A 23,548-nucleotide genomic window follows, 5' to 3' on the forward strand; every position below is an offset into this window, starting at 1 on the left:
ATATGGCTGAAAACCCCTTTAAAGATTTAGAATCTTCAGAAAAGGCTCCAGAAAGTCTCAAGCGAGCTCTTGTATCAGAGATAGATACAATTCGCAACACTTCTATAATTATAGATTTGTATGTTGGTAATTTCATCAATACCATAACTGCTTCGTTGAACACACAACGTGGCGAATCTACTATTACACCTGAAGATGAATTATAGCTCTTTACTTTCATTATTATAATCGCATTTATTGATCATGCCAAACATCCAAGACATTTTAATTGATACATTTCGCAAATTATTAGAGCAGTTAACGGGTTTTGTTCCCAAGTTATTAGGAGCTACTATCTTATTGATCGTAGGTTCAATTGTGTCAAAACTTGTAAGTCGAATTTTAAAAACAGCCCTTGAAAAATCAGGATTTGATCGCTTAGGAGACAAACTAAATAAGATTGATGTTATCGCCCGATTTGGTGAGTTGAAATTAAGTTTAATTGTGTCTAAAGTATTACAGTACTTTATCATGTTAGTATTTATTACTGCCTCTACCGAAACGTTAGGCATGCAAGTACTGACAGATATGGTAGCATCTTTAGTTAATTTAATCCCCAAATTAATAGCTTCTGCTATTTTGCTGTTTGCAGGGTTAATGATTGCAGATACATTAAAGAATACTGTAGTAAATCTATGTAATTCGTTTAAAATCGACTCAGCAAAGCTCCTTGGCAATATTGTATTTTTCTTCTTCTTTGTGATTGCGTTGATCGCCTCTCTTAAACAGGCTGGCATCGAAACTAGTCTATTGGAATCAAGCTTCAACCTAATCATCGGAGGAGTCGTTTTAGCATTTGCGATTGGATATGGCTTTGCTTCGCGTGACGTTTTAACAAATATCCTGTCTAACTTCTATAGCAAGAACAAATTCAAAGAAGGACAAGTCATTGAAGTGAATGGTGTAAAAGGTATCATCGTTTCATTTGACACCACCTCTTTAACACTACAAACTGGCGAAACACAGACAATTTTACCTTTAAATGTCTTACAAAAGGAAAAAATTGAAATTTTTGCACATGACTCAAAGGTAGAATCAGACCTGTAGCGCCAGATTTGTGTTGAGAAAGAGAGTGGAAATTCTACAATCAATACATATTAGAGCCATGCTGAAAAAATTTTTATTAACACTCTCAATTTTAAGTGTAGGTTGTGCTACAATAGCACAAGAGGCTAAAAAGGATACTTCTTACTGGAAGAAGAAAACTGCTTTTGGAGCCAACTTTAACCAAGCTAGTTTTAATGGAGCTTGGAGTTCTGTTCAAGGTGCGAAAGGATCTGTTGGATTCAACGTATTTTTTAATGCAAAAGGTGAATACAATAAGGGTAAAGTCAACTGGGTAAATGATTTACAAATGCAGTATGGCTTACAAGATAATGGAAGCGGATTAAGAAAAACCATAGACAGGGTATTCTTTGATACCAAACTAGGAAATAAAATTTCTCCAAAATGGTTGTTTATCGCCAATCTTAACTTTCAGTCTCAATTTTCTAAAGGCTATAACTATGGAGCTGGGGCTGATGTGACACTTCCAGATGGAACAACTTATAAACCTGACATTCTGGTTTCTAATTTGTTTTCTCCTGCGTATATAACCGAATCCATAGGTCTTGAATGGAAACCCTCAAAAGTATTTAATATGTCTTTTGCACCAGGAGCCCTTCGTCAGACTATCGTTGCAGATAATAAGATTGCGTTTACAAAAACAGGAGAACGATATGGGGTGCCAGATGGTAAAACCATTAAGAATGATGTAGCCTTGATGCAGATTGTTGCGACGTTAGATAAAGATGTAGCAAAAAATATTAATCTAAAGGCACGTTATGCACTGTTTATTAAATACAATGACCTTGCGGCAATGGATAATCGCTTAGATGCTAAATTTACAGCGAAGGTAAATAAATACATAAGCACTACTTTCGATATAATCGCGATGTATTTCCAAGATCAGAGTGCTAATTTACAAGTAGCTCAAAACTTAGGTATTGGTCTTTTATATACTTTTCCATGATTTCTAAACTAAACTACTGATGTTAAAAGAATTTAAAAATTTTATCTCGCAAGGTAATGTGCTTGATTTGGCAGTGGGGGTTGTAATAGGTGGAGCATTTAGCAAAATTACTACCTCACTCGTTGAGGATATTTTGATGCCAGTGGTTGGCTTATTTCTTGGCGGAATCGATTTTTCTACTTGGAAAGTCGTACTTAAAGCCGCTAATCCTGCTGAAAACCAAGCAGAAGTAGCCATGAAATTTGGTAGCTTTGTTCAGATTTCGGTCAACTTCCTTATTGTAGCATGGGTAATTTTCTTGGTCATTAAGGCTGCAAATAAAGCAGGTTTGACAGAAAAGAAATTTGAATAGATATTCAATGGTTTCGATTTTCAGCAAAAGTCTGATGCTAATGGCGTCAGACTTTTGTTTTTTATTTTTTAAAGCATATTTGGTAAAGCGCTTTTTGATTATTTTGCAACGTCAAAAAGTCTTTCATGCAGGAAGATTTGACACTAATAAAAAATGAGTACTTTTTGATGGGGCTTATATTGGTGGTTTGATACAAAAAACAAAATGAATTAAGGCTTTATCCCAAAAATAAAACTGTTATGAAAATTGTAATCTTAGGAGGTGGTGAAAGTGGCGTAGGTGCAGCTTTGTTAGCAAAAAGTAAAGGATATGAGGTTTTTTTATCTGATAAATCGGCTTTGTCTGACAAATACAAAGAGATTTTAGAGCAGAATGATATTCCTTACGAAGAGGGGCAGCACAATGAGGAGTTTATTTTGGATGCGGATGAAATTATCAAGAGCCCAGGGATCCCTGACAAAGTTGAATTAATAAAAAAACTGAAGTCTTTACGTAAACCAATCATATCAGAGATTGAGTTTGCTTCTCGATATACAAAAGCGAAAATTATTGCTATTACAGGAAGTAATGGTAAAACTACGACGACTCTTTTGGTTTATCATATTCTCAAATCGGCAGGTTTAAAGGTTGGCTTGGCAGGAAATGTGGGAGATAGTTTTGCGAAACAAGTAATTGAAGATACTTTCGATTATTTTGTGTTGGAACTTTCGAGCTTTCAGCTTGATAATTGCTATGATTTCAAGGCTGATATTGCCATTTTGTTAAATATTACACCAGACCATCTTGACCGTTATGAGTATAATTTCCAAAATTATGTGAATTCTAAATTCCGTATTTTACAGAATATGACTCCGAGCGACCATTTTATCTACTTTCAAGAAAGTGAAGCTTTGGCTAAAGAACTGACGCAAAAAGTGTATGCTGTTAATCATTTGCCAGTGTCGATTCAAGAAGAGGTAGCACAAGGAGCTTTTGTTCAGAATGGTGTTTTGGAGGCTAAATTTCAAGCGCGCGATTTTCAGGTAGATATAGATAAATTACCTATTAAAGGAACTCATAACAGTATCAATGCGAGTTGTGCTGTGTTGGCGTCTCAAGCTATTGGTTTGAACGACGAGCAAATTATGGAGGGGTTACTTTCATTCCAAAGTGTGGAGCATCGCTTAGAACCTGCTGGAGTAGTAAACGGAGTTACTTTTGTAAATGATTCTAAGGCTACTAATGTTGATTCGGTATTTTATGCACTAGGAAGTTTTAATGAGCCAATTATATTGATTATGGGAGGAGTTGATAAAGGCAACGACTATAGTCAAATAGATGAGCTAGTTGCAAACAAAGTCAAAGCCCTTGTATGCATGGGGACAGATAATCATAAATTGTTTGATTATTTTGGCAAAAAAGTACCTTTAATTTTTGACACCAAATCGATGAAAGAGGCTGTAGAAACAGGAGCAAACTTAGCTGTTGAAGGTGATGTAGTATTGTTGTCACCAGCATGTGCTAGTTTTGATTTGTTCAAAAATTATGAAGACAGAGGTCGCCAATTTAAGCAAGCTGTCCAAGAACTACCAAACGTAAAATAATCCTTCTTTATCTTAATACCCATAGAATTCTATCAACTATGATAACTAATTGGCTGAAAAAAAACCTTGAGGGGGATTATCAGATTTGGACAATTGTGGCTTTTCTTTCGATGTGTAGTATTATCGTCGTATTTAGTGCCACAGGAAAACTGGCCATATTGTCGGGTCAGGGCACTTTTTCATTTTTGGTAAAACACACGGCTATTGTCGTGGTAAGTTTGGGAGCAATGTGGTATTTTCACAAATTTGACTATCATAAGTTTGCTACCGTTTCCAACTTTGGTGTGTTACTGTCTATTGCGTTGCTACTTTATACTTACAAATATGGCGTTTCCATTAACGATGCCCGCCGTTGGGTACGTGTACCATTGATAGGAATGACGTTTATGCCATCCGATTTGGCTAAACTTTCGTTGATTACCAATTTGGCAGGCATGTTGGCTAAGCGCCAACATGTCGAATATACCTTTGTAGAATTAGTACCCATGATTGCAAAAATCCTCATTGTGTGTACTTGTATCGCCTTAACTAACGTATCTACATCTGCATTGCTGTTTTCCACTTGTTTTTTACTAATGTTCTTTGGTAGAGTGCCTGTTCAATATTTAGTGTACACCATGATGGGGCTCTTTATGATGGGAACAATCTTGGTGATGACGGGTACAGGTAGTCGTATTGAAACCGCTCGCAATCGTATTGTTAATTACGTAGATGGTATTAAAGGCAAGAAAAAACCTGGTGCAGATAAAGATAGCGATTATCAAATAGAACGAAGCTTTTTTGCCATTGCCAACGGAGGACTTACTGGTAAAGGACCAGGCAAAAGTCAACAGCGGTATTTCCTATCTCAAGCCGATTCAGATTTTGTGTATTCTATTATTATTGAGGAATGGGGAATGCTTGGAGGCATTTTTGTATTGGGTCTTTACTTATGGTTTTTGTATCGAGGAATGAAGGCTGTCGATAGTTCTGGACGAGCCTTTGGAGGGCTACTTTCGGCAGGACTTACTTTTAGTCTGGTTATACAGGCGATGGTCAATATGTCGGTAGCTACGGGTTTAGGGCCAGTTACGGGCCAACCTTTGCCATTATTAAGTTGGGGAGGGAGTTCCTTAGTTTTTACAGGCATCACAGTTGGGATTATTATATCGGTGAGTAGAGATAAAGTGAAAGATGCAGCTCTCTAACAAGAGATTTATAAGGAATCATTATCTTTAAGGTTTAATTGAAAAATAATACAACTTGTGAAAGCCATAAAAGTAATTATTTCGGGTGGTGGTACAGGAGGCCATATTTATCCTGCCATAGCAATTGCTAATGCCCTCAAAGAAATTAATCCTGCCGTTGAAGTACTTTTTGTAGGTGCTGAAGGAAAAATGGAGATGGAAAAAGTACCCAAGGCTGGGTATCCTATTATTGGTTTACCAATTGCAGGGATCAACCGCTCGAATATGCTGGCAAACTTAGGTTTTCCACTGAAGCTTATCTCGAGTTTACTACGAGCAAGAAAAATAGTAAAAGACTTTCAGCCTGACGTGGCAGTTGGAGTGGGGGGGTATGCCTCTGGTCCATTGCTTTTGTCAGCATCTTTTGCCAATGTTCCTATCTTAATTCAAGAACAAAACTCCTACGCGGGTATTACCAATAAATTCTTAGCGAAAAATGCCAAGAAGATATGTGTAGCGTATCCCAAAATGGAACAGTTTTTTCCTGCGTCTAAAATTCAGATGACAGGCAATCCTGTAAGAAAAGACATCCTCAATGTAGCAGCTAAACGACAACAAGCTTTTGAACATTTTGGACTACAGCCTGACAAACCAACCGTGTTGGTGATAGGAGGGAGTCAAGGTGCCAAAACCATCAATGAAAGTATTGATGGAGGGCTAACAAGTCTTGTAAATGAAGGTTGTCAAGTAGTTTGGCAAACAGGTAAACTCTATATCGAAAGAGCCAAAACTGCTGCCGAAGTATTCAAAGGGAAGGTATATGTCTCTGATTTTATTTACGAGATGGATTTGGCTTATGCTATGGCCGACATTGTTGTGTCGCGTGCGGGGGCATTGTCTGTTTCAGAACTTTGTTTGGCTGGTAAACCGTCAATTTTAGTGCCTCTTCCGACTGCTGCTGAAGACCACCAAACAAAAAATGCCATGAGTTTAGTAGAAAATAATGCTGCCATACTTGTTAAAGATGTACAAGCAAGAGAAGAACTCGTAAAGGTTGCTTTGGATTTATTACATGATAAAGAGAAACAAAGTACACTGATCGATAATATTCTGAAATTAGGAAAGCCTAATGCCGCTATTGAGATTGCTCAACAAGTGCTTAGCTTGGTGAAATAGACATTCTTTTATTTACTTTCGACTAGATTATGATAAATATTGCATTAGTAGGATTTGGTCTTTCTGGACGTTATTTGCAAGCACCATTCATTACCGCAAATTCTAATTATCGACTCAAAACTATTGTAACATCCAATGCCTTGGCAAAGGAGTTATATCCTGAGGCTCAGATTGTATCTTCAATCGAAGATGTTTTGGCAGATTCGTCTATCGATTTGGTGAGTATTGCAAGTCCGAATGCAACCCATTATGAATATGCTAAAAAAGCTTTATTAGCCAATAAGCATGTTCTGGTAGAAAAACCTCTTGCCAGTACTAGTCAAGAAGCTGAGGAGTTGATACTATTAGCTAAGCAGCAAAATAAAGTACTTTCTGTGTTCCAAAATCGTAGATTTGATTCTGATTTTTTGACAGTACAAAAAATTTTGAAAGCCAAATTATTAGGTGATATTGTGAGCTATGAAGTAAGATATGATCGTTATAAACCCGTACTTAATCCTAAAAAATGGAAAGAAACACCATCGCCAGGAAGCGGGATTATTTATGACTTAGGACCACATATTCTTGACCAAGCTTTAGTATTGTTTGGAGTGCCTCAAAAAGTATGGGGACAAACTTACACTCAGCGTGAAGGTTCATTGATTGACGATGCTTTTGATATTTACTTGTCATACGATAAAATGACTGTAAAACTGTCGTCTAGTTTATTAGTAAGAGAGGAAAGCCCACGCTACAGAATTAATGGAACAAAAGGTTCGTTTGTCAAATACGGGATAGACCATCAAGAAGACCATTTAAAGGCAGATTTGTTGCCTCAAATGACAGGGTTTGGCGTTGAGCCAATCGAAAATCAAGGAGCAATATATTCCAATATTGGCGATGTAGTTGTCAAAGGAAAAGTGGAAACGGAAGTGGGCAATTGGGGATTACTTTTCCAAAACTTATATGAAGCCATTGTTGAAGGGAAAGATTTGTTGATAAAACCAGAATTGGTACTCGAACAAATTAAGATTATTGAGGCCGTAAAACAACTATAAAGCATGGCTGTAGAAATAGAAAGAAAGTTTTTGGTAAAGCATGAATTATGGCATGAATTGGATAAACCAATACCAAACTTCTTAAAACAAGGGTATCTTTCTACCGACCCTGAAAAAACATTAAGAGTTAGAGCTACCAATGACAAAGGCTTTATTACAATCAAAGGAAAAACTCAAGGGATGAGTCGCTTGGAGTTTGAATATGAGATACCTAAAGATGAAGCACTGGCATTGTTAGATAATTTTACAGAACAAAACATTGAAAAGTACAGATACATAATTCCTCATGAAGGAAAAACGTGGGAAGTAGATGTATTTAAAGGAGCTAATGAAGGTTTAATTGTTGCTGAAATAGAGCTTAGCTCAGAAACAGAAACATTTGACCTACCTACTTGGGTACAGACTGAAGTTACAGACGACCCTCGTTATTACAATTCAAGACTAAGTATCGAGCCTTATTCGTCATGGCAATAGGCTATGAGCTTTATGCCATAAGTTAAAAGTGAATATTTCAAATGGCGTAATGGCGACTTTTTTACCTAATGCATACGACTAACCACTTAAGTATTAGTGCAAAATAAAATTCAGCTATGGGCACTAGGTAGAATAGGACGCATATTCAAACTTTTAGCCTAATGCATAAGGCGTAATGCTTACGGCAGGTAAAATTAATTTTGCCTACTAACTTAATTAACATTAACCAAAAACTGTATCGTGAACTTACAACAACTCAAATACGTATATTTCTTAGGAATAGGTGGAATCGGAATGTCGGCAATTGCTCGCTGGTTTATTGCCAACGGCTATCAGTTGGCTGGTTATGACAAAACAGCTACGCCACTTACCCAAGCTTTGGAAAAAGAAGGTGCAAAGGTTCATTTCGAAGACAATATCAATCTTATTCCAAGTGAATATCTGACTGATACTACCCAAACGCTTGTCGTCTATACACCCGCTATACCAAAGAACCATACCGAGTTGAATTATTTTCAGGAAAATGGCTTTACGTTAATGAAACGCTCGCAAGTATTGGGACTTCTCACGCAGAATATGTTTACCATTGGCGTTGCGGGTACACATGGTAAAACCACGACATCTTCGATGATTGCTCATATTCTTAAAAATGCAAATCGCGATATTACGGCATTTTTGGGAGGTATTACACAAAACTATGGTACTAACTTTTTGATTAGTAGTGCGCCAAATCCCTTAGCATGTGTTATTGAAGCTGATGAATTTGACCGTTCGTTTTTAACCCTGCATCCCGATGTTGCGATTGTAACTTCTACAGATGCAGATCACTTAGATATTTATGGAGACCACAATCATGTATTGGAGTCTTTTAGAATGTATGTCGGGCAAATTAAAGAAGGTGGTCGATTGTTCCAGCGTAAAGGTTTAGAGTTGGAAAATTATACCAAAACCTCAGCAGAGTTTTCGCTCGAAGGTGGACAATATCATGTCAATAATCTTCGTATCGAAAATGCAGAGATGGTATTTGATATCGTATATCCAGATGGAGAAATCAAAGATTGTAAATTACTTACGCCAGGATTTCATAATGTCGAAAATGCTTTGGCAGCTACCGCAGCATGTTTAACAGTGGGTTTGAGTGCTGATGAAATTCGTGATGGAATCAATACATTTAAGGGAGTAAAACGCAGATTTGAATATCATGTTCGTCAAGAAAATGTAGTGTTTATTGATGATTATGCGCACCACCCAACAGAAATTGAGGCTTTTTTACGTTCTGTAAAAGCGCTGTATCCTACCCGTAAACTTACGGCGGTATTCCAGCCCCATTTGTTTACTCGTACAAGAGACTTTCAAGAAGGTTTTGCTGAAAGCTTGAGCTTAGCAGATGAGCTTTTATTATTAGATATTTACCCTGCAAGAGAGCTGCCGATAGAAGGAGTAACTTCACAAATTATTTTTGATAAGGTTACGATTGATAACAAACAAATGGTTGCTAAGAAAGATTTGTTAGACGTGCTCAAAACGAAAGATTTAGACTTACTAGTGACGATTGGAGCTGGAGATATTGACACTCTTTTGGCTCCAATTAAGGAGATGTTAACCGCTCAATAAAAAAAGAGGAATCTCCTATAAAAAAATATTCAATTTGAAATAGATTAATCACTTATTTGTTGCACTCTTGTAATAAATTCGTTGATTAAAATTGCTTTTTTAGGGTTATTAAAAATTTTAATAAAATCCTCTTAAGTAAAACATAAGAAAAAAATACTAATTTCGTGTAAATCTTGCAGCCTTAAGTGCTTGGCTAAAAAATAGTAATAACGTGTAAACTCTAACCCCATATTGATTTGCCACTAAAAGTACAATTAAAGAGAACTGTAGTGCTTATCGTATCAGTGGTAGCGGTGGTAGTTGCCATTTTTGGAGCTAACCTAATTCATAGCAAACAAAAATGTAAGGAGATTAAGGTTGTAATAGAGAGTGAAAATAAAAATCTACTTGTAAAAGAGTATGATGTTCAGAACGTAGTCACTGGAGTACCTAGCGAAGACCCTCAAGGCAAGCCTTTTAGCCGAATAAATCTGAAGGCAATTGAGCGAAAAGTTTTGGCAAACCCTTTGATTAAATCATGTCAGGCGCACCAAGATTTGAGTGGGCAGATGACTATTACAGTACAAGAACATACTCCTATTGCAAGAATCTTGTCGAGCAAAAGCCCCAACCATACACAATATGATAGCTACTTGGTAGAAGATGGTTCAATGATTGGGCTGTCGCCTCACCACACCGAGCGAGTTTTGTTGATTTCGGGTGCTTACTTTGTGGGTAAAAAATCGCTAAAAGATGCACAAAGTAAATCTATTATAGAACTGATAAAGTTTATTCGTGATGATGAATTTTGGAAGTCTCAAATTACCCAGCTCATCGTTGAAAAAGACGGAGGAGTTACTTTGATACCCGAATTTGGAAGTCACTTTATTGAGCTAGGACTAGCCATAGATTTAGAAGCAAAGTTTAAAAAGATAAAAATTTTATATAAAGAGATTCTACCAGTAAAAGGGTGGGATTTTTATAAAAAAATTAGTGTTAAATATAAGAATCAGATTGTTTGTGAATAAGGTTTTCAGTTGTTAATCAATAGTGTTATAGAGTGAGGCGTATTATGTAGTTTTTGCTATTACATTTATATCGGGGTTTATTGACTGAAGGATCACTAAAACTTCTAAATCGCATGAGTGAGATAATTGTTGGATTGGACATAGGTAGCAAGCAAGTAAGCGTTGTGGCTGGTAGACTCGATAACATGGGAAAGTTAGAGATACTAGGCTTGGGCAAAGGTGATACTACTGGTCAAGTTTCGAAGGGTGTTGTTTTGAACGTCAACAAAACAATCGACGCCGTTCGCAATGCGATTATGCAAGTTGAGCAACAAGCTAATATCGATATCCGTGGAGTTATTGCAAGTGTTGCAGGTCCAAATATTGCAGGAATTAAACACAAGGCCATGATTACTCGTAACACCTCAGGTGAGGAGGTTACAGTAACCGACGTGGACCAAGTGGCTAGTGATGCAGAGCGTACCTTCATTTCTCAAGGTAACTCAATCGTACATACTTTACCACAAGAATACGTGGTAGACTCTAGTACAGGTATCCAAGAGCCTGTAGGTATTAGTGGTTTGAAGTTACAAGGAGATTTTCTAATGATTACATCTCCTACACTGGCTTTGGACAAAACTAAGCGCTGTATCGAGCGTGCAAAAGAGAAAATGGAAATCGAAGGTGGTTTGGTATTTTCTCCGTTGGCGGCATCATTGGCAGTACTTTCAGAGCAAGAAAAGAAAAGTGGAGTAGCGTTGGTAGACATAGGTAGTGGTACTACTGAAATTGCTATTTTCTATAAAAATATCGTTCGTTATATTTCGGTGTTACCTTATGCTGGCGACATCATTACTGCCGACGTTGAGCAAGGGTGTAATGTTTCTAATGAACATGCAGAAGTCCTAAAAGTACGATTTGGCAATGCTTTGGCTTCTCAAGTTCCTTTCGAAGAAACGATTTCAATCCCTGGTATCAACGGACGTAAACCGAAAGTCGTTTCGGTTAAAAACTTGTCTATTATTATTGAGGAGCGTTTGAAAGAAATTGCCGCACTTGTTGTTGCCGAAATTAGTCGTTCTGGCTTCGGCAATCGTTTGTCATGTGGAATCGTTCTTACGGGAGGTTCTGTACAAACGCCAAATATCTGCGAGTTGTTTGAAAAGGTAACAGGACGTGATGTTAGACTAGGCTATCCAAACGAAAATCTAGGACGTACCATCTCTGAAGAAGTGAAAAATCCTTCTTTTGCGACGGCTGTAGGGCTTGTTTGGAACGGACTTCGTTCGATTGACGAACGTGAAGATAGTTACAAAGTATTGCGTAAAACGGAGCCTAAAATTGTGCCACCAGTAGCTGTGACACCTAATACGCCAAGAAAACGTGAGCCAGAAAAAGAAAGAGAGCAAAAGCAAGCTAAGAAACAAGGCTCATGGCTAGATGGTCTCAAAAAATTCGGAAAAGGTCTTCTAGGTGATGATTTGGGCGAAGACGATAAGTATTAGTCAGATTGATTTTTGATATTTTATAAAATCCTTACAAATAAAATTTCTGAAACCTTCACATCTGATGGCCAACATCGTATGTCGAAGTATTATTCCAATTAAGATCTCAAGGACTTAATTGGAATATACGACCCGACATAAATGGCAATCCAGCTGACAATAAGCCCGATTAGGGAAGCAGGAAACTCCGTTTTCCACACAAAATTGCAAATAAACCAAGAACCAAATCCTAGTATCATTGAGGCAATACAGCCAATCGTATTTGCTTTTTTCCAATACAATCCTACGGTCAAGGGTACAAAAAGTGATACAAGGCTAAAAGCTGAGGATTCGCCAACTAACTCAAAGATATTTTGTCTTGAGGTTGCCATCCATATACTCGCCAGAGTCACCACAACTATAGCGCATCGAATCACAAAGAGCAATTGACGGTCTGTTAGTTTAGGGTAAAGGGGTTTAATAATATTTTCGCCTATTACTGATGCGGGAGCTAATATAGCACCACTTGTGGTACTCAATACCGCCGAAATCAATGCGCCAAAAAATAGGATTTGTACAAATGTATTGGTGTGCTCCATGACCATGTTAGGTATAATCATGCGGGCATCTTGCTGCAAAAGTTCAGGATGAAGGTATTTTGCCATTAAGGCAATAAACAAGGGTAACATAGCCACAGACAAATAGAGAAAACCTGCTGTAACCGAGGAGCGAACAGCTGTCTTGGCATCTTTGGAGGCCATAACTCTTTGAAAAATATCTTGTTGTGGAATAGAGCCTAACCCAACTGTAATCCAAGCTGTCAGATAAGACGCTGATTCGAGTAAGGTAAATCGTTTGGGGACTACCCTAAAAAAATCTTGTGGCGTAGAAGCTATCACAGGCTGAAGCCCACCTGTTTTATCAAGCATAATTGCTGTGAGAATGATTAACCCAATAATCAACAAAATGTTGTGGAAAAAATCAGTTACTGACACCGACCACATTCCGCCCATTAGCGTATAAACCATTACCAAAAGCGCACTGATTAATATCCCCATATACAAAGGCCACCCGACTACAACCTCCAAAACCGTTCCCATCGCAATAAGCTGAGCAGCAATCCAACCAAAATAAGAAGGAACCATTAAGAAAGCCGATACATATTCAGCGGCAACTCCGTATCGTAATTTGAAATAATCACAAAAAGTGAGAATGTTCAGATTGTAGAAGATTTTTGCATAAAATAGACCTACCAAAATCAAACACAGGGCTGCACCAAAAGGCTCTTCAATAACACCTAAAATACCGTTTTCAATAAACTCTGCGGGAGCTCCCATCATAGTTTCAGAGCCAAACCAAGTAGCAAAAGTAACCATCGACGAAAGTCCAAAGGATAAACCACGTCCTGCAAGTACAAAATCTTCGGTACTCGATATTTTACTTGAAGCCCACCAGCCTACCAAAAGATTCAGTGATAAATACCCAAGGATAAAGAAAAGGAGCATGTGTCGGAATTGAGGTAAATACGATAATATTTAATCAAAAAGCCTTAAAAAACAGAAGCTGTCGGTAAGACAGCTTCTGTGATTAATGTTGCATCTGAAGTGTTACTTAACAATAGCCTAGTATTGCTCAGTAGTTGCGAAGAAAAATGCACCTTCAATAGCTGCATTTTCGTCTGAATCAGAACCATGAATGGCGTTTGCACTCAAAGACTTTGCGAAGATTTTACGAATAGTACCTTCGTCAGCTTTAGCTGGGTCAGTAGCACCAATAAGCGTTCTGAAATCAAGAACAGCATTTTCTTTTTCAAGAATCATTGGTACGATAGGGCCAGAAGACATGTATTCGCAAAGATCAGCGTAGAACGGTCTCTCAGCGTGTACTTCATAGAATTTGCCCGCCTGAGCTGGAGTCAACAATGTTTTTTTCATTGCAATAACCTTGAAGCCTGCTTCCTCAATCATTTTGATAATTGCACCTGAGTTGCCATCTGCTACAGCATCTGGCTTAATCATTGTAAAGGTTCTGTTAGTAGCCATAAAATGGGTATTATATGATTTTTGTTTAATACAAAATTATATCTGATTATATCAAGTTCCAAGGATATTCTATTTACCATTCAAAGAAATAACTATACGGTTTTGCATGCTTGATATACTCTTTGCTTGATTTTCAAATGATTACCTAACTAATATAGCAATTTTAAGGCTAAATCACTCGAATATTTCAAAAATCTCCAAGTGATAAATCATAAACTGTAAACTATTCTCTAACTTTGTGGGCTAATTAACTTAAAATAAAACTCTTTTAGGAGAAATCACTAATAGAATGCAAAACTTCGAAGCCTTTCGTGAGATAATCGCTACCCCACAAAGGATTGTGATTACCACTCACTACAAGCCAGACGCCGACGCTTTAGGTTCGTCGCTCGGCTTGGCAGGTTATCTCAAGAAAAAAGGTCATCAAGTACAGGTAATCACTCCATCTGATTATCCTAGGTTCTTGAATTGGATGCAGGGAAATGATGAGGTTCTTAACTTTGAAGACTCAAAAGCTCAAAAGCAAGCCATAAAATATATAAACGAGGCAGACTTAATCTTTTGCCTTGACTTTTCTGCATTAGGTCGCATTGAAGCAATGGCCGAATATGTAGAAAAAGCAAAAGCTACCAAAGTGATGATAGACCATCACATCAATCCTGAAAGCTTTGCTACTTTTGTATACCATGACACAAAAGCTTCGGCAACAGCACAGTTGATTTATCAACTGATTGTGTTGTTGGGTGATAAAAGCCTCATCGATATTCCAATCGGTGAAAGTTTGTATGCTGGTATCATGACCGATACAGGTTCATTTAGACATCCTAGTACAACACCAGAAGTACATCGTATTGCGGCTGATATTATGGAATTGGGTGTCAACACCAATTTGGTACATCGTCGTATCTATGATAGTACCTCGGTAGAGCGTCTGAAGTTTTTAGGATTTGTATTGTCCGAAAAAATGGTGGTATTGCCTAAATATCGAGTTGTATATTTTGTACTTACCGCTGAGGAGCTTAAAAGATACAATTCTCAAACGGGTGATACTGAGGGTATTGTTAATTATGGATTACAGGTAGAAGGCATTGTCATGTCTGTCATTATCGTAGATCGTCCAGAAGCCGTAAAAATGTCGTTCCGTTCTGTAGAGCAATTTGCAGTAAATGGCTTGGCATCTAAATATTTCAATGGAGGAGGTCATAAAAATGCCGCAGGAGGAAAAACAACAGGATTAGGTGTTGAAGGCACGGTGGCTAAATTACTCTCAATTTTACCAGAGTATCAAGAGGAATTATTAAAAGTAGAATAGAATTAAAATCAATTTTTTACAATAATCAGAAAAATGCTTAAAAAACTTACCATGGTTATGGCTGCTGCTAGCTTAGTAGTTGCATGTAACAAAAATCGTGTAGAGGTAATCGAAAATGTGAAGATTCAAATTCACAACCATGACGACAAGGCGAAGAAATTAAAAGATGGCGATATCATCACTTTTACTGCCAAAATCTATAATAGCGCAGATTCATTGTTACAAGAGTCAACTGAAGCAAACCCAGCACGTGCTATGGTTCAGCCAGCAGGTGCATCAGGCTTTAAAGGTAGCTTCGAAGATGGTTTGAGATTACTTGCTCAGGGTGACAGTGCAACAATTTATGTACCAGTAGATTCATTGTCAAAAGGTGCACAACAATTGCCTCCATTTATCAAAAAAGGAACAGATTTGAAATATTCTGTTAAAATCTTGAAAGTACAAACTCGTGCTGATTTTGATAAAGAAATGGCTGCTAATGCTCAAAAAGAAAAGCAAGCTGCTGAAGCACGCAAGACAGAACTTCCAAAATTGATTCAAGATTATATCGCAAAATCTGGAAAAACATTCAAAACTACTGCTTCAGGCTTATACTACTCAATCACAACTGAAGGTACTGGCGCTAGTCCTAAAAAAGGAGACGTTTGTAAGTGTATGTATGTTGGTAAATTCTTGGATGGTAAAGTATTTGACCAAAGCAAACAACCAATTGATATGCCAATCGGACAAATGATTCCAGGATTTAACGAAGCATTGACATTGATGAAAAAAGGTGGAAAAGCAACATTCGTGATCCCTCCAGCAATCGGTTATGGCGAGCAAGGACAAGGCCCAATCCCAGGCAACTCTGCTTTGGTATTCGAGGTTGAAGTAATTGATTTCACAGCGTCAAAATAATATCAAGGTTGTAAGTAATTACGCGATAAAAGTGTAGGCGGTATTCTCGGATACATCTTACACTTTTGTCTGTTTTTGGAAATCCCTTCATTCTAAAGTGCAAAACTGCTAATTTTAACAGTTTTTAACAGCCAAGTAGCACTATTCCACAAATGCTTGTCGTTATTTTACACTATGAAAGACTGTCTATTCCAGTAAAGTGAATACTTTATGTTTAGGAGTTTTCAGTTAAAGATATTCCAAGCTAATTTTTAATCTAACAATCTGTAATTATCATCAAAGATGAAAAACATCAAAAGTTTATATGTGTTGGGGCTGTTTGCGATTGTAGTGCTATTGAGTTCATGCTTATCGACAATCGTCTTAGAAAATGACGAAATCGTAAAACAGAACGAAACCAAAATTCAGACATATTTAAGTTCACAGTCACTATCATTTACCAAAGCAACAAACGGTATTTACTATACAGCTGTGGGTGATACTAGCGGACGTGTTATGACGGCTGGTGATACTGTAAGAGTACAATACACTATTTCAAGATTGGATGGAGTGAAAATCGATAGCTCAGTTACAGGAAAACCATTCCAGTTTATTTATGGTAATAGTACTAGTATTTTTGTGAAAACGCTTCCTTTGTTGCACGAGAGCCAACAAGGGTCATTTATTATTCCATCTACTCAAGCATTGGGGTCACAAACGTTTCCAAATCTACCTGCAAACTCACCGATTCGCTTAGATGTAAAATGGTTTAAAACCTACAGTGAAGCGGCTTATATTGATAACTATATCTTAGCGAATAAGATCACTGTGACTGCAAAATACAGTAATGGCTTACGTTATATCCGTACTCAAGATGGAACAGGAGACTATATGGCAAGTGGTAAAATTGCCAAAGTTAAATATACAGGAAAGCTATTGAATGGATTTATCTTTGATTCAAACGTTGCAAAAACCGATACCTTCAAAATTACCATCGGTGGGTCATCAGCTATTACTGGTTTCCAAAGAGGGGTAGAGTTGATGAAAGTAGGAGAAAAAGCAACCCTAATTTTCCCATCATCTATTGGTTATGGCACAACAGGTTCGTTACCAAAGATTCCAGGGGAATCACCATTGATTTTTGATGTACAAGTAATTGCTGTAAGCGATAATTAATAGTAAATATTATCTAAAGAGTTAGAAATTAGAGTAAGTAATCCTTTCAAAGAGATAAAGTTGTAAGGAATGGTCATTTGAATACAACCATTTTGCCAGCTTTGGAGTCTTTGGGATAAGATGCTCTAACATCTAACTCTTTATTTTTGAAAGCAGATGTATGCGAAAGCGTAACATTCGCAATTTTAAACCCCAATTATTGTATTTATTATGAAAAAACTCTTCTGGTTATTAACGATTGGTTATGCATTTTTGATGACTTCTTGTATGAGTAATGGCGATCCTGACCCAGCTGCAACAGAGAAACTCAAACAAAATGAAGCAGCAGTAAAGAAATATATCACTGACAATAATCTTGCTGTACAACAACATAGTTCAGGCTTTTATTTTCAAATCAATAACTCAAACCCATCGGGTCGTGTTCCTGTAGTAGGTGATTTGTCATCGATTAACTTCGTGATTAAAAATCTTGCAGGTACTATTGTTGATAGTTCAAGAGTTAATCAGAAAATTGCTTATGATTATATTTTTGGAGCCTATAACAGTGTATTCAATTATCCATTGAGTATAATGCGTGTAGGAGATAAAGGTAAATTTATTTTTCCTCAACTTCAAAGCAATGGCGATCCTGTGATTATTGAGATTGAGTTGTTGAATACGCTTACCGAAAATGAGAATATTGATAAGTATATCGCAACGAAATATCCTCAATTGTCATTTACTAAAACCTCTACTGATTTACGATTTGCAATAACAAGTGCTAATCCTAGTGGGGAGTCTTTAACATCAGGCAAAAAAGTTTCATTAAAGTATACTGGAAAGTTACTTTTTGAAATGAGAAAAGTGGATGCCAATAACAAACTCTATTATGATGCTCAATTTGACGCAAATACGATGGATTTTACCGTTGGCGCAAATCTTACAATTAGAGGATTTGAAGAAGGCGTTGCAAGAATGAAAGTTGGAGAAAAAGCAGTGTTTATCTTTCCTTCAAATATTGGGTATTCAAGTGGTGGTAGTGTCAACCAAACTACTGGTGTATATGTGATACCTCCTTATGCTTCATTACAATTTGAAGTAGAGGTAGTGTCAGTAAAATAATGACAGTCAGGGTAATACTCAACTGTTTTCTTTGTAGTTTTACAGAAAATATCAAAGCCTTCTTCTTAACAGAGGAAGGCTTTGATATGAAAGGTGTAGCCCGAAACTAAAATTTGAATGATTATTATGAAAAAGTTATGTTTTGCAACGAACAATGCTCATAAGTTGCAAGAAATTCAAGCCATGCTCGGCGAGCAGTTCGAACTTATCTCTCTTGAAGCTACAGGATGTAAAGAAGAGTTACCCGAAACAGGTAATACCCTAGAAGCCAATTCCCTACAAAAAGCTCAATACCTTTTTGATAATTATAACAATATTAACTGTTTTGCAGACGATACAGGTTTGGAAGTGGAAGCGCTCAATGGTGAGCCAGGGGTATATTCTGCCCGTTATGCAGGAGCTCATCGTAGTAATACCGATAATATAGCGTTGCTTTTGACCAATTTGAAAGATAAAGCAAGTCGTAAAGCAAGATTTAGAACTGTCATTACTTTGATATTAGATGGCGTAATTCACCAATTTGATGGTATAGTAGAAGGACAAATAATTGATGAATTAAGAGGCGAAGGCGGTTTTGGTTATGACCCTATATTTGTGCCAGATGGTTATGAACAAACATTTGCAGAGATGACGATGGAACAAAAAGCCAGTATGTCTCACCGAGGACGAGCCTTTCAAAAATTAGTCCAATTCTTGAAAGAAATTTAGAGAAGAGTGAAAACTTCTTTTTGATTTGAAATAAAAAATAACCTCAATGTTTAATTAACAGAATTGCATCCTCAAAAATATTCTACGCTCGTAAGCAACCAGTTATAACTTTTTCTTCGTACATATTCAATGTACGGCACATAAAAGGAATGAAGATTTGCTATACAAGATTATAGACTTATCTTCAGTAAGTTAGAGGGAATAGTGTCTTTTAATTGTCATACTAATAAATTGTATTTTTAAGTTTCTTTTTCCAAATTTGAATAAAAAATCTCTTTAAATTAATGGCTTAGACAGCCAACTATTTAGTTTTCCGTTTACAAAATATCTAATCACAGATTTAAAACATTATCGCCATTTAAGTTTTATCCGAGAAATGTTGGAATCAAAATCACTTGTCTTATACATGTGCACTAAAAACCTCTTTTTATTCACAAAAATTTTAACCATTATTATCTTAACAACCCTAACTACAAAAGCACAATTCGTTATAAAAGGTAGAGTTACAGATGCAAAAAATGGTGATCCGCTTCCTTTTGCTACAGTCGGTATCAAAGGTAAAAATATAGGTGCTCAAACCAACTTTGAGGGTATTTTTACTATTCGTGCAAAAGAACTCGGCGATTCTCTCTATGTAAGTACAGTAGGCTATAAAACTCGTACCAAAGCCATTGATAAAAAGTCAGCAAATCAAACTATTGATTTTCAGTTAGCGGGCGAAGCCAAGTCCCTAGATGAAGTAATTGTTTATTCTGGAGAAAATCCTGCCTTTAAAATTCTTCGTAAACTTCGTGAAAATAGTGATAAAAATGACCGTAAGCGCTTAAGTGCCTACGAGTATGATTCCTATTCAAAAATGGAACTTGATGTAGATAATATTTCAGAAAAGTTCAAGAAGAGAAAGGTTATGAAGCAAATCCAAGGTGCCATTGACAAATTTGAAAAAATGGCAGGCGAAGATGGAAAGGCGGTTATTCCAACGTTTATTTCAGAAACAGTTTCTAAATATTACTACCGTGAAAGCCCTTCTCGCAAAAAAGAAATGGTGCTTAAAAACAACGTAAAAGGAGTTGGTGTCAAAGAAGGAGGATTTGTGTCGCAATTAGTTGGAGGAAACCTTTTTGCCAACTATAACTTTTATAATAACTACGTCGCATTTTTAGGAAAAGATATTATTTCGCCAATTGGTGAAAACTGGAAAGGTACCTATAAATGGTATTTGTCAGATACCACCGATATAGATGGACATATCTGCTATGGTATGGAGTTCGATCCAAAAAACGATAAAGATTTGGTGTTTATCGGAAAAGCTTATATCGATACCACTACTTATGCCTTGGTTCAGATAGACGCTACTGTAGGCAAAGAAGCCAATATCAACTTTATTGATAAGATTAAAATTTCTCAAGAGTTAACACAAACTTCTGAAGGAGCGTGGCTTCCTGCCAAAACACGTTTTTTGATTGATATTGCTGAAATTTCAAAGAATTCGGCTGGTATGCTTTTGAAAATGTATATCTCCAACAAAGACTTTGTGATTAATCAACCAAAGCCTCTAGCGTTTTACGATATTCCTGTCGAGGTAGCCGAGGATTCAAAAGAAACTGACCCTAAATTTTGGGAACAAGCCCGTCATGAGCCTTTTAGCGCTCAAGACGTATTAGCGTCTAGGTTGATAGATACCGTACGTAATGTGCCTATCGTACGCACATATGTAGAGATTGCAGAGATTGTTGCAAGTGGTTACAAGCGCTTCGATGGTATCGAAATTGGCCCATATTTGTATTCTATTGCTTTCAACCGAATTGAAGGAATGCGCTTAAGAATGGGTTTTAGAACGAATGCAGCATTTAGTAAGCACTGGGTCTTTAGAGGTTTTGCAGGAATTGGAACACGAGATTTGAAGATGAAATATGGTGCGGAAGCCAACTATATTTTGTCTAGAAGACACTGGACCGTTGCAGGATTTAAACATACCTATGACTTAGAACGCATAGGCTTAACACCTGAATTGATTTCAGACAATAAAATCTTCTATGCTTTTACGCGCTGGGGATTATATTCTGGAGCGTTTTATCGTCGAGAAAATGAAGCATTCATTAAAACAGAGCCAACAAAAGGAATTACTTTAACGGCGTCTTTGATTCAACGAAATTTTGATCCTTTGTTTGCATTCAAGTATCGTACTAATCCCGAAATGAATCAACTGTCTCCATCAAGAGATTACTATGATGATACTTTTTTGACATTAGAAGCTCGTTTTGCTAAAAATGAAACTTATATCATGGATGGCAACGAACGAATCACACTCGATACTAAACGCGTTCCTGTGGTTACGCTTACGTATCAACGAGGCTTGAAAGGATTTTTGAATGGCGATTTTGACTATCACAAATTTACAGCAAAAGTGTATCAAACATTTAGATTAGGTACACTTGGTCGTTCGTCTTATTTGTTACAAGCTGGCTATACACCATCTAGTTTGCCTGCTCCATTATTGTATCCACACTTAGGAAACCAAACGCTATTCTTTAATAGAGCAGCATTTAATACAATGCACTATTTTGAATTTGTGAGTGATAAGTTTGTTTCTGTGCAATACAACCACAATTTCGAAGGATTATTATTCAATAGAATTCCTGCAATTCGTCAATTGAAATGGCGTCTTTTGGCAACAGCCAATATATTGTACGGTAGCCAAAAACAAGGAAATCAGCAATTGATGGATGATGCAATGCCAATATTTAATCCTCGACATCCTTCTAATATGCTTGAATCAAGGTTTAATTTTTCAAGCTTAGATCCAAATATTCCGTTTGTGGAGGTTGGTTATGGGATTGATAATATCTTTAAAATATTTAGAATTCAGGCATTTCATCGCCTCACTTACTTAGACCACTTGTCTCCATCGGGTAAATTACCAGATAAATTTACCATAAAAGGATCAGTACATTTTTCATTCTAAGTTATCAGCTCCTATTGAACGTAATGTTTGATAGGAGTTTTTTATTAAGTCCCTTGTTCTGTTATACCTTGTCAGACATCGAAAATGTCTTTGAGGAAGATAGTTTTTTTGCGATAAGGTATTTACTTTGTACAAAAAGTGTGTTTCAGCGCAGTTAATCATAGATAAGAAATGAACCTTTAGGCATATACGTATTGAGCAATGCGTATTACTGAGTATTTTCCATTATGTAAAATTACTGAGATTCTCCTCTGGTTCATTTCTATTGCATATCGCCATCTATGTGCCTCCTAAAGCCGAAGACATTAACTAAAAAAATTTGATGATTGATTGTCAAAAGCACCTTTTGACCGTATGTAAACTTGCGATTTGAAATTTAGACTATTGTAGATTTATAATTTTAAGTTTCGCATTTGAGCGGTTTTGCGAATGTCTACAAATTAAGGATTCTTTTTGTTTTGATAATTAGAGTAAACAACTGCTTAGAAATTAGAGATAATCGAAGCGGTAGCATTATCATTGAAATTCGAAATGATTGATGCAGTGTACTGAGCGCCGAAGTTTGAGATAATCGAAGCCGTTTTATGGTTAAGTGTATCTTGGTTGTTGAATTTAGCAACCGTAGATTTAGCAACAGAAAGCTTGTTGTTAGTTGTGATAGTTTTCATGGCAATGAGAGTTTATAAATTTTTGAATGTTGTGTTGTTACAGATAAAAGGGCTATTCTTAGAAATTCGAGATAATCGAAGCAGTAGCATTATCATTGAAATTCGAAATGATTGATGCGGTGTACTGAGCGCCGAAGTTTGAGATAATCGAAGCCGTTTTATGGTTAAGGCTATCTTGGTTATTGAATTTAGCAACCGTAGATTTAGCAACAGAAAGCTTGTTGTTAGTTGTGATAGTTTTCATGGCAATGAGAGTTTATAAATTTTTGAATGTTGTGTTGTTACAGATAAAAAGGGCTATTCTTAGAAATTCGAGATAATCGAAGCGGTAGCATTATCATTGAAATTCGAAATGATTGAAGCAGTGTACTGAGCGCCGAAATTTGAGATAATCGAAGCCGTTTTATGGTTAAGGGAATCTTGGTTATTGAATTTAGCAACCGTAGACTTAGAAACAGAAAGCTTGTTGTTAGTTGTGATAGATTTCATGGCAATAAGAGTTTTAAATTTTTGAATGTTGTGTTGTTACAGATAAAAAGGGCTATTCTTAGAAATTCGAGATAATCGAAGCGGTCGCATTATCATTGAAATTCGAAATGATTGAAGCAGTGTACTGAGCGCCGAAATTTGATATAATCGAAGCCGTTTTATGGTTAAGGGAATCTTGGTTATTGAATTTAGCAACAGTAGACTTAGAAACAGAAAGCTTGTTGTTAGTTGTGATAGATTTCATGGCAATAAGAGTTTTAAATTTTTGAATGTTGTGTTAGTATCTGAT

At 36.7% G+C, this 23,548-nt stretch carries 24 protein-coding genes; 18 read left to right on the forward strand and 6 right to left on the reverse strand.

Annotated features, from left to right (window positions below):
• Window positions 1–2: 2 nt before the first annotated feature.
• From GVN22_RS05240 to ftsA, 12 genes are all read left to right on the forward strand, one after another.
• Window positions 3–206, forward strand: a complete 204-nt coding sequence (locus tag GVN22_RS05240; RefSeq protein WP_166549996.1) for a hypothetical protein — start codon at window positions 3–5, stop codon at window positions 204–206.
• Window positions 207–243: 37 nt separating this feature from the next.
• The gene (locus GVN22_RS05245; RefSeq protein ID WP_166549997.1) at window positions 244–1,086 is read left to right on the forward strand and encodes a mechanosensitive ion channel; all 843 of its coding nucleotides are present in this window, start codon (window positions 244–246) and stop codon (window positions 1,084–1,086) included.
• A 58-nt stretch (window positions 1,087–1,144) separates the two neighbouring features.
• The gene (locus GVN22_RS05250) at window positions 1,145–2,050 is read left to right on the forward strand and encodes a DUF3078 domain-containing protein (RefSeq protein WP_166549998.1); all 906 of its coding nucleotides are present in this window, start codon (window positions 1,145–1,147) and stop codon (window positions 2,048–2,050) included.
• A gap of 19 nt (window positions 2,051–2,069) precedes the next feature.
• Window positions 2,070–2,402, forward strand: a complete 333-nt coding sequence (gene mscL, locus GVN22_RS05255) for a large conductance mechanosensitive channel protein MscL (protein WP_166549999.1) — start codon at window positions 2,070–2,072, stop codon at window positions 2,400–2,402.
• Window positions 2,403–2,641: 239 nt separating this feature from the next.
• Complete coding sequence (gene murD, locus GVN22_RS05260; RefSeq protein ID WP_166550000.1) at window positions 2,642–3,985, forward strand: UDP-N-acetylmuramoyl-L-alanine--D-glutamate ligase; 1,344 nt, start codon at window positions 2,642–2,644, stop codon at window positions 3,983–3,985.
• A 38-nt stretch (window positions 3,986–4,023) separates the two neighbouring features.
• Window positions 4,024–5,172 carry an FtsW/RodA/SpoVE family cell cycle protein gene (locus tag GVN22_RS05265; RefSeq protein WP_166550001.1) on the forward strand — a complete coding sequence of 383 codons (1,149 nt, stop codon included), beginning with the start codon at window positions 4,024–4,026 and terminating at the stop codon, window positions 5,170–5,172.
• A 57-nt stretch (window positions 5,173–5,229) separates the two neighbouring features.
• Entirely contained in the window at window positions 5,230–6,327 is a 1,098-nt protein-coding gene (gene murG, locus GVN22_RS05270) for an undecaprenyldiphospho-muramoylpentapeptide beta-N-acetylglucosaminyltransferase (RefSeq protein WP_370520396.1), read from the forward strand.
• A 29-nt stretch (window positions 6,328–6,356) separates the two neighbouring features.
• Window positions 6,357–7,364, forward strand: coding sequence for a Gfo/Idh/MocA family oxidoreductase (locus GVN22_RS05275; RefSeq protein ID WP_166550002.1), 1,008 nt, complete (start codon window positions 6,357–6,359; stop codon window positions 7,362–7,364).
• Between the two features lie 3 nt (window positions 7,365–7,367).
• A complete protein-coding gene (locus GVN22_RS05280) occupies window positions 7,368–7,838 on the forward strand; it encodes a CYTH domain-containing protein (protein WP_166550003.1) in 471 nt (156 codons plus the stop codon).
• Window positions 7,839–8,078: 240 nt separating this feature from the next.
• Window positions 8,079–9,452, forward strand: a complete 1,374-nt coding sequence (gene murC, locus GVN22_RS05285; protein WP_166550004.1) for a UDP-N-acetylmuramate--L-alanine ligase — start codon at window positions 8,079–8,081, stop codon at window positions 9,450–9,452.
• A 236-nt stretch (window positions 9,453–9,688) separates the two neighbouring features.
• Window positions 9,689–10,459, forward strand: a complete 771-nt coding sequence (locus tag GVN22_RS05290; protein ID WP_166550005.1) for a cell division protein FtsQ/DivIB — start codon at window positions 9,689–9,691, stop codon at window positions 10,457–10,459.
• A gap of 113 nt (window positions 10,460–10,572) precedes the next feature.
• Window positions 10,573–11,943, forward strand: coding sequence for a cell division protein FtsA (gene ftsA, locus GVN22_RS05295; protein WP_166550006.1), 1,371 nt, complete (start codon window positions 10,573–10,575; stop codon window positions 11,941–11,943).
• Between the two features lie 98 nt (window positions 11,944–12,041).
• On the opposite strand, the gene GVN22_RS05300 is transcribed toward ftsA, so the two are convergent.
• Complete coding sequence (locus GVN22_RS05300; protein ID WP_166550007.1) at window positions 12,042–13,427, reverse strand: sodium:solute symporter family protein; 1,386 nt, start codon at window positions 13,425–13,427, stop codon at window positions 12,042–12,044.
• A 117-nt stretch (window positions 13,428–13,544) separates the two neighbouring features.
• Window positions 13,545–13,964 (reverse strand): nucleoside-diphosphate kinase, encoded by a 420-nt coding sequence (locus tag GVN22_RS05305; RefSeq protein WP_095161360.1) that lies wholly within the window; start codon window positions 13,962–13,964, stop codon window positions 13,545–13,547.
• A gap of 289 nt (window positions 13,965–14,253) precedes the next feature.
• On the opposite strand from GVN22_RS05305, the gene GVN22_RS05310 reads away from it, so the two are divergent.
• The 6 genes from GVN22_RS05310 (at window position 14,254) to GVN22_RS05335 (ending at window position 22,102) form a co-directional block, all read left to right on the forward strand.
• A complete protein-coding gene (locus GVN22_RS05310; RefSeq protein ID WP_166550008.1) occupies window positions 14,254–15,276 on the forward strand; it encodes a bifunctional oligoribonuclease/PAP phosphatase NrnA in 1,023 nt (340 codons plus the stop codon).
• 33 nt (window positions 15,277–15,309) lie between these two features.
• Window positions 15,310–16,173, forward strand: coding sequence for an FKBP-type peptidyl-prolyl cis-trans isomerase (locus GVN22_RS05315; protein ID WP_166550009.1), 864 nt, complete (start codon window positions 15,310–15,312; stop codon window positions 16,171–16,173).
• Between the two features lie 282 nt (window positions 16,174–16,455).
• Window positions 16,456–17,328 (forward strand): FKBP-type peptidyl-prolyl cis-trans isomerase, encoded by an 873-nt coding sequence (locus GVN22_RS05320; protein ID WP_166550010.1) that lies wholly within the window; start codon window positions 16,456–16,458, stop codon window positions 17,326–17,328.
• A 210-nt stretch (window positions 17,329–17,538) separates the two neighbouring features.
• Window positions 17,539–18,429 (forward strand): FKBP-type peptidyl-prolyl cis-trans isomerase, encoded by an 891-nt coding sequence (locus GVN22_RS05325; protein ID WP_166550011.1) that lies wholly within the window; start codon window positions 17,539–17,541, stop codon window positions 18,427–18,429.
• Between the two features lie 126 nt (window positions 18,430–18,555).
• Complete coding sequence (locus tag GVN22_RS05330) at window positions 18,556–19,137, forward strand: non-canonical purine NTP diphosphatase (protein WP_166550012.1); 582 nt, start codon at window positions 18,556–18,558, stop codon at window positions 19,135–19,137.
• Window positions 19,138–19,543: 406 nt separating this feature from the next.
• Window positions 19,544–22,102: a DUF5686 and carboxypeptidase-like regulatory domain-containing protein gene (locus GVN22_RS05335; RefSeq protein ID WP_166550013.1), complete on the forward strand. Its 2,559-nt coding sequence runs from the start codon at window positions 19,544–19,546 to the stop codon at window positions 22,100–22,102.
• A 482-nt stretch (window positions 22,103–22,584) separates the two neighbouring features.
• On the opposite strand, the gene GVN22_RS05340 is transcribed toward GVN22_RS05335, so the two are convergent.
• Genes GVN22_RS05340 through GVN22_RS05355 form a run of 4 tightly spaced genes read right to left on the reverse strand, consistent with a single transcriptional unit; the run spans window position 22,585 to window position 23,503 of the window.
• Window positions 22,585–22,770, reverse strand: coding sequence for a hypothetical protein (locus GVN22_RS05340; protein ID WP_166550014.1), 186 nt, complete (start codon window positions 22,768–22,770; stop codon window positions 22,585–22,587).
• A 58-nt stretch (window positions 22,771–22,828) separates the two neighbouring features.
• Window positions 22,829–23,014, reverse strand: coding sequence for a hypothetical protein (locus GVN22_RS05345; protein ID WP_166550015.1), 186 nt, complete (start codon window positions 23,012–23,014; stop codon window positions 22,829–22,831).
• A gap of 59 nt (window positions 23,015–23,073) precedes the next feature.
• Entirely contained in the window at window positions 23,074–23,259 is a 186-nt protein-coding gene (locus GVN22_RS05350; RefSeq protein WP_166550016.1) for a hypothetical protein, read from the reverse strand.
• A 58-nt stretch (window positions 23,260–23,317) separates the two neighbouring features.
• Complete coding sequence (locus GVN22_RS05355) at window positions 23,318–23,503, reverse strand: hypothetical protein (protein WP_166550016.1); 186 nt, start codon at window positions 23,501–23,503, stop codon at window positions 23,318–23,320.
• Between the last annotated feature and the right edge of the window lie 45 nt (window positions 23,504–23,548).

The sequence above is a fragment of the Cellulophaga sp. BC115SP genome (assembly GCF_009905545.1).
GTDB classification, from domain to species: domain Bacteria; phylum Bacteroidota; class Bacteroidia; order Cytophagales; family Spirosomataceae; genus Flectobacillus; species Flectobacillus rivi.

Coding starts and splice junctions, on each gene's coding strand:
- GVN22_RS05315 (WP_166550009.1), top strand. CDS start 15,310: ATGCTTAAAAAACTTACCATGGTTATGGCTGCTGCTAGCTTAGTAGTT.
- GVN22_RS05340 (WP_166550014.1), bottom strand. CDS start 22,770: ATGAAAACTATCACAACTAACAACAAGCTTTCTGTTGCTAAATCTACG.
- GVN22_RS05275 (WP_166550002.1), top strand. CDS start 6,357: ATGATAAATATTGCATTAGTAGGATTTGGTCTTTCTGGACGTTATTTG.
- GVN22_RS05250 (WP_166549998.1), top strand. CDS start 1,145: ATGCTGAAAAAATTTTTATTAACACTCTCAATTTTAAGTGTAGGTTGT.
- GVN22_RS05305 (WP_095161360.1), bottom strand. CDS start 13,964: ATGGCTACTAACAGAACCTTTACAATGATTAAGCCAGATGCTGTAGCA.
- GVN22_RS05345 (WP_166550015.1), bottom strand. CDS start 23,014: ATGAAAACTATCACAACTAACAACAAGCTTTCTGTTGCTAAATCTACG.
- GVN22_RS05335 (WP_166550013.1), top strand. CDS start 19,544: ATGTGCACTAAAAACCTCTTTTTATTCACAAAAATTTTAACCATTATT.
- murD (WP_166550000.1), top strand. CDS start 2,642: ATGAAAATTGTAATCTTAGGAGGTGGTGAAAGTGGCGTAGGTGCAGCT.
- GVN22_RS05330 (WP_166550012.1), top strand. CDS start 18,556: ATGAAAAAGTTATGTTTTGCAACGAACAATGCTCATAAGTTGCAAGAA.
- mscL (WP_166549999.1), top strand. CDS start 2,070: ATGTTAAAAGAATTTAAAAATTTTATCTCGCAAGGTAATGTGCTTGAT.
- GVN22_RS05320 (WP_166550010.1), top strand. CDS start 16,456: ATGAAAAACATCAAAAGTTTATATGTGTTGGGGCTGTTTGCGATTGTA.
- GVN22_RS05310 (WP_166550008.1), top strand. CDS start 14,254: ATGCAAAACTTCGAAGCCTTTCGTGAGATAATCGCTACCCCACAAAGG.
- GVN22_RS05265 (WP_166550001.1), top strand. CDS start 4,024: ATGATAACTAATTGGCTGAAAAAAAACCTTGAGGGGGATTATCAGATT.
- GVN22_RS05280 (WP_166550003.1), top strand. CDS start 7,368: ATGGCTGTAGAAATAGAAAGAAAGTTTTTGGTAAAGCATGAATTATGG.
- ftsA (WP_166550006.1), top strand. CDS start 10,573: ATGAGTGAGATAATTGTTGGATTGGACATAGGTAGCAAGCAAGTAAGC.
- GVN22_RS05350 (WP_166550016.1), bottom strand. CDS start 23,259: ATGAAATCTATCACAACTAACAACAAGCTTTCTGTTTCTAAGTCTACG.
- GVN22_RS05240 (WP_166549996.1), top strand. CDS start 3: ATGGCTGAAAACCCCTTTAAAGATTTAGAATCTTCAGAAAAGGCTCCA.
- GVN22_RS05325 (WP_166550011.1), top strand. CDS start 17,539: ATGAAAAAACTCTTCTGGTTATTAACGATTGGTTATGCATTTTTGATG.
- GVN22_RS05355 (WP_166550016.1), bottom strand. CDS start 23,503: ATGAAATCTATCACAACTAACAACAAGCTTTCTGTTTCTAAGTCTACT.
- GVN22_RS05245 (WP_166549997.1), top strand. CDS start 244: ATGCCAAACATCCAAGACATTTTAATTGATACATTTCGCAAATTATTA.
- GVN22_RS05300 (WP_166550007.1), bottom strand. CDS start 13,427: ATGCTCCTTTTCTTTATCCTTGGGTATTTATCACTGAATCTTTTGGTA.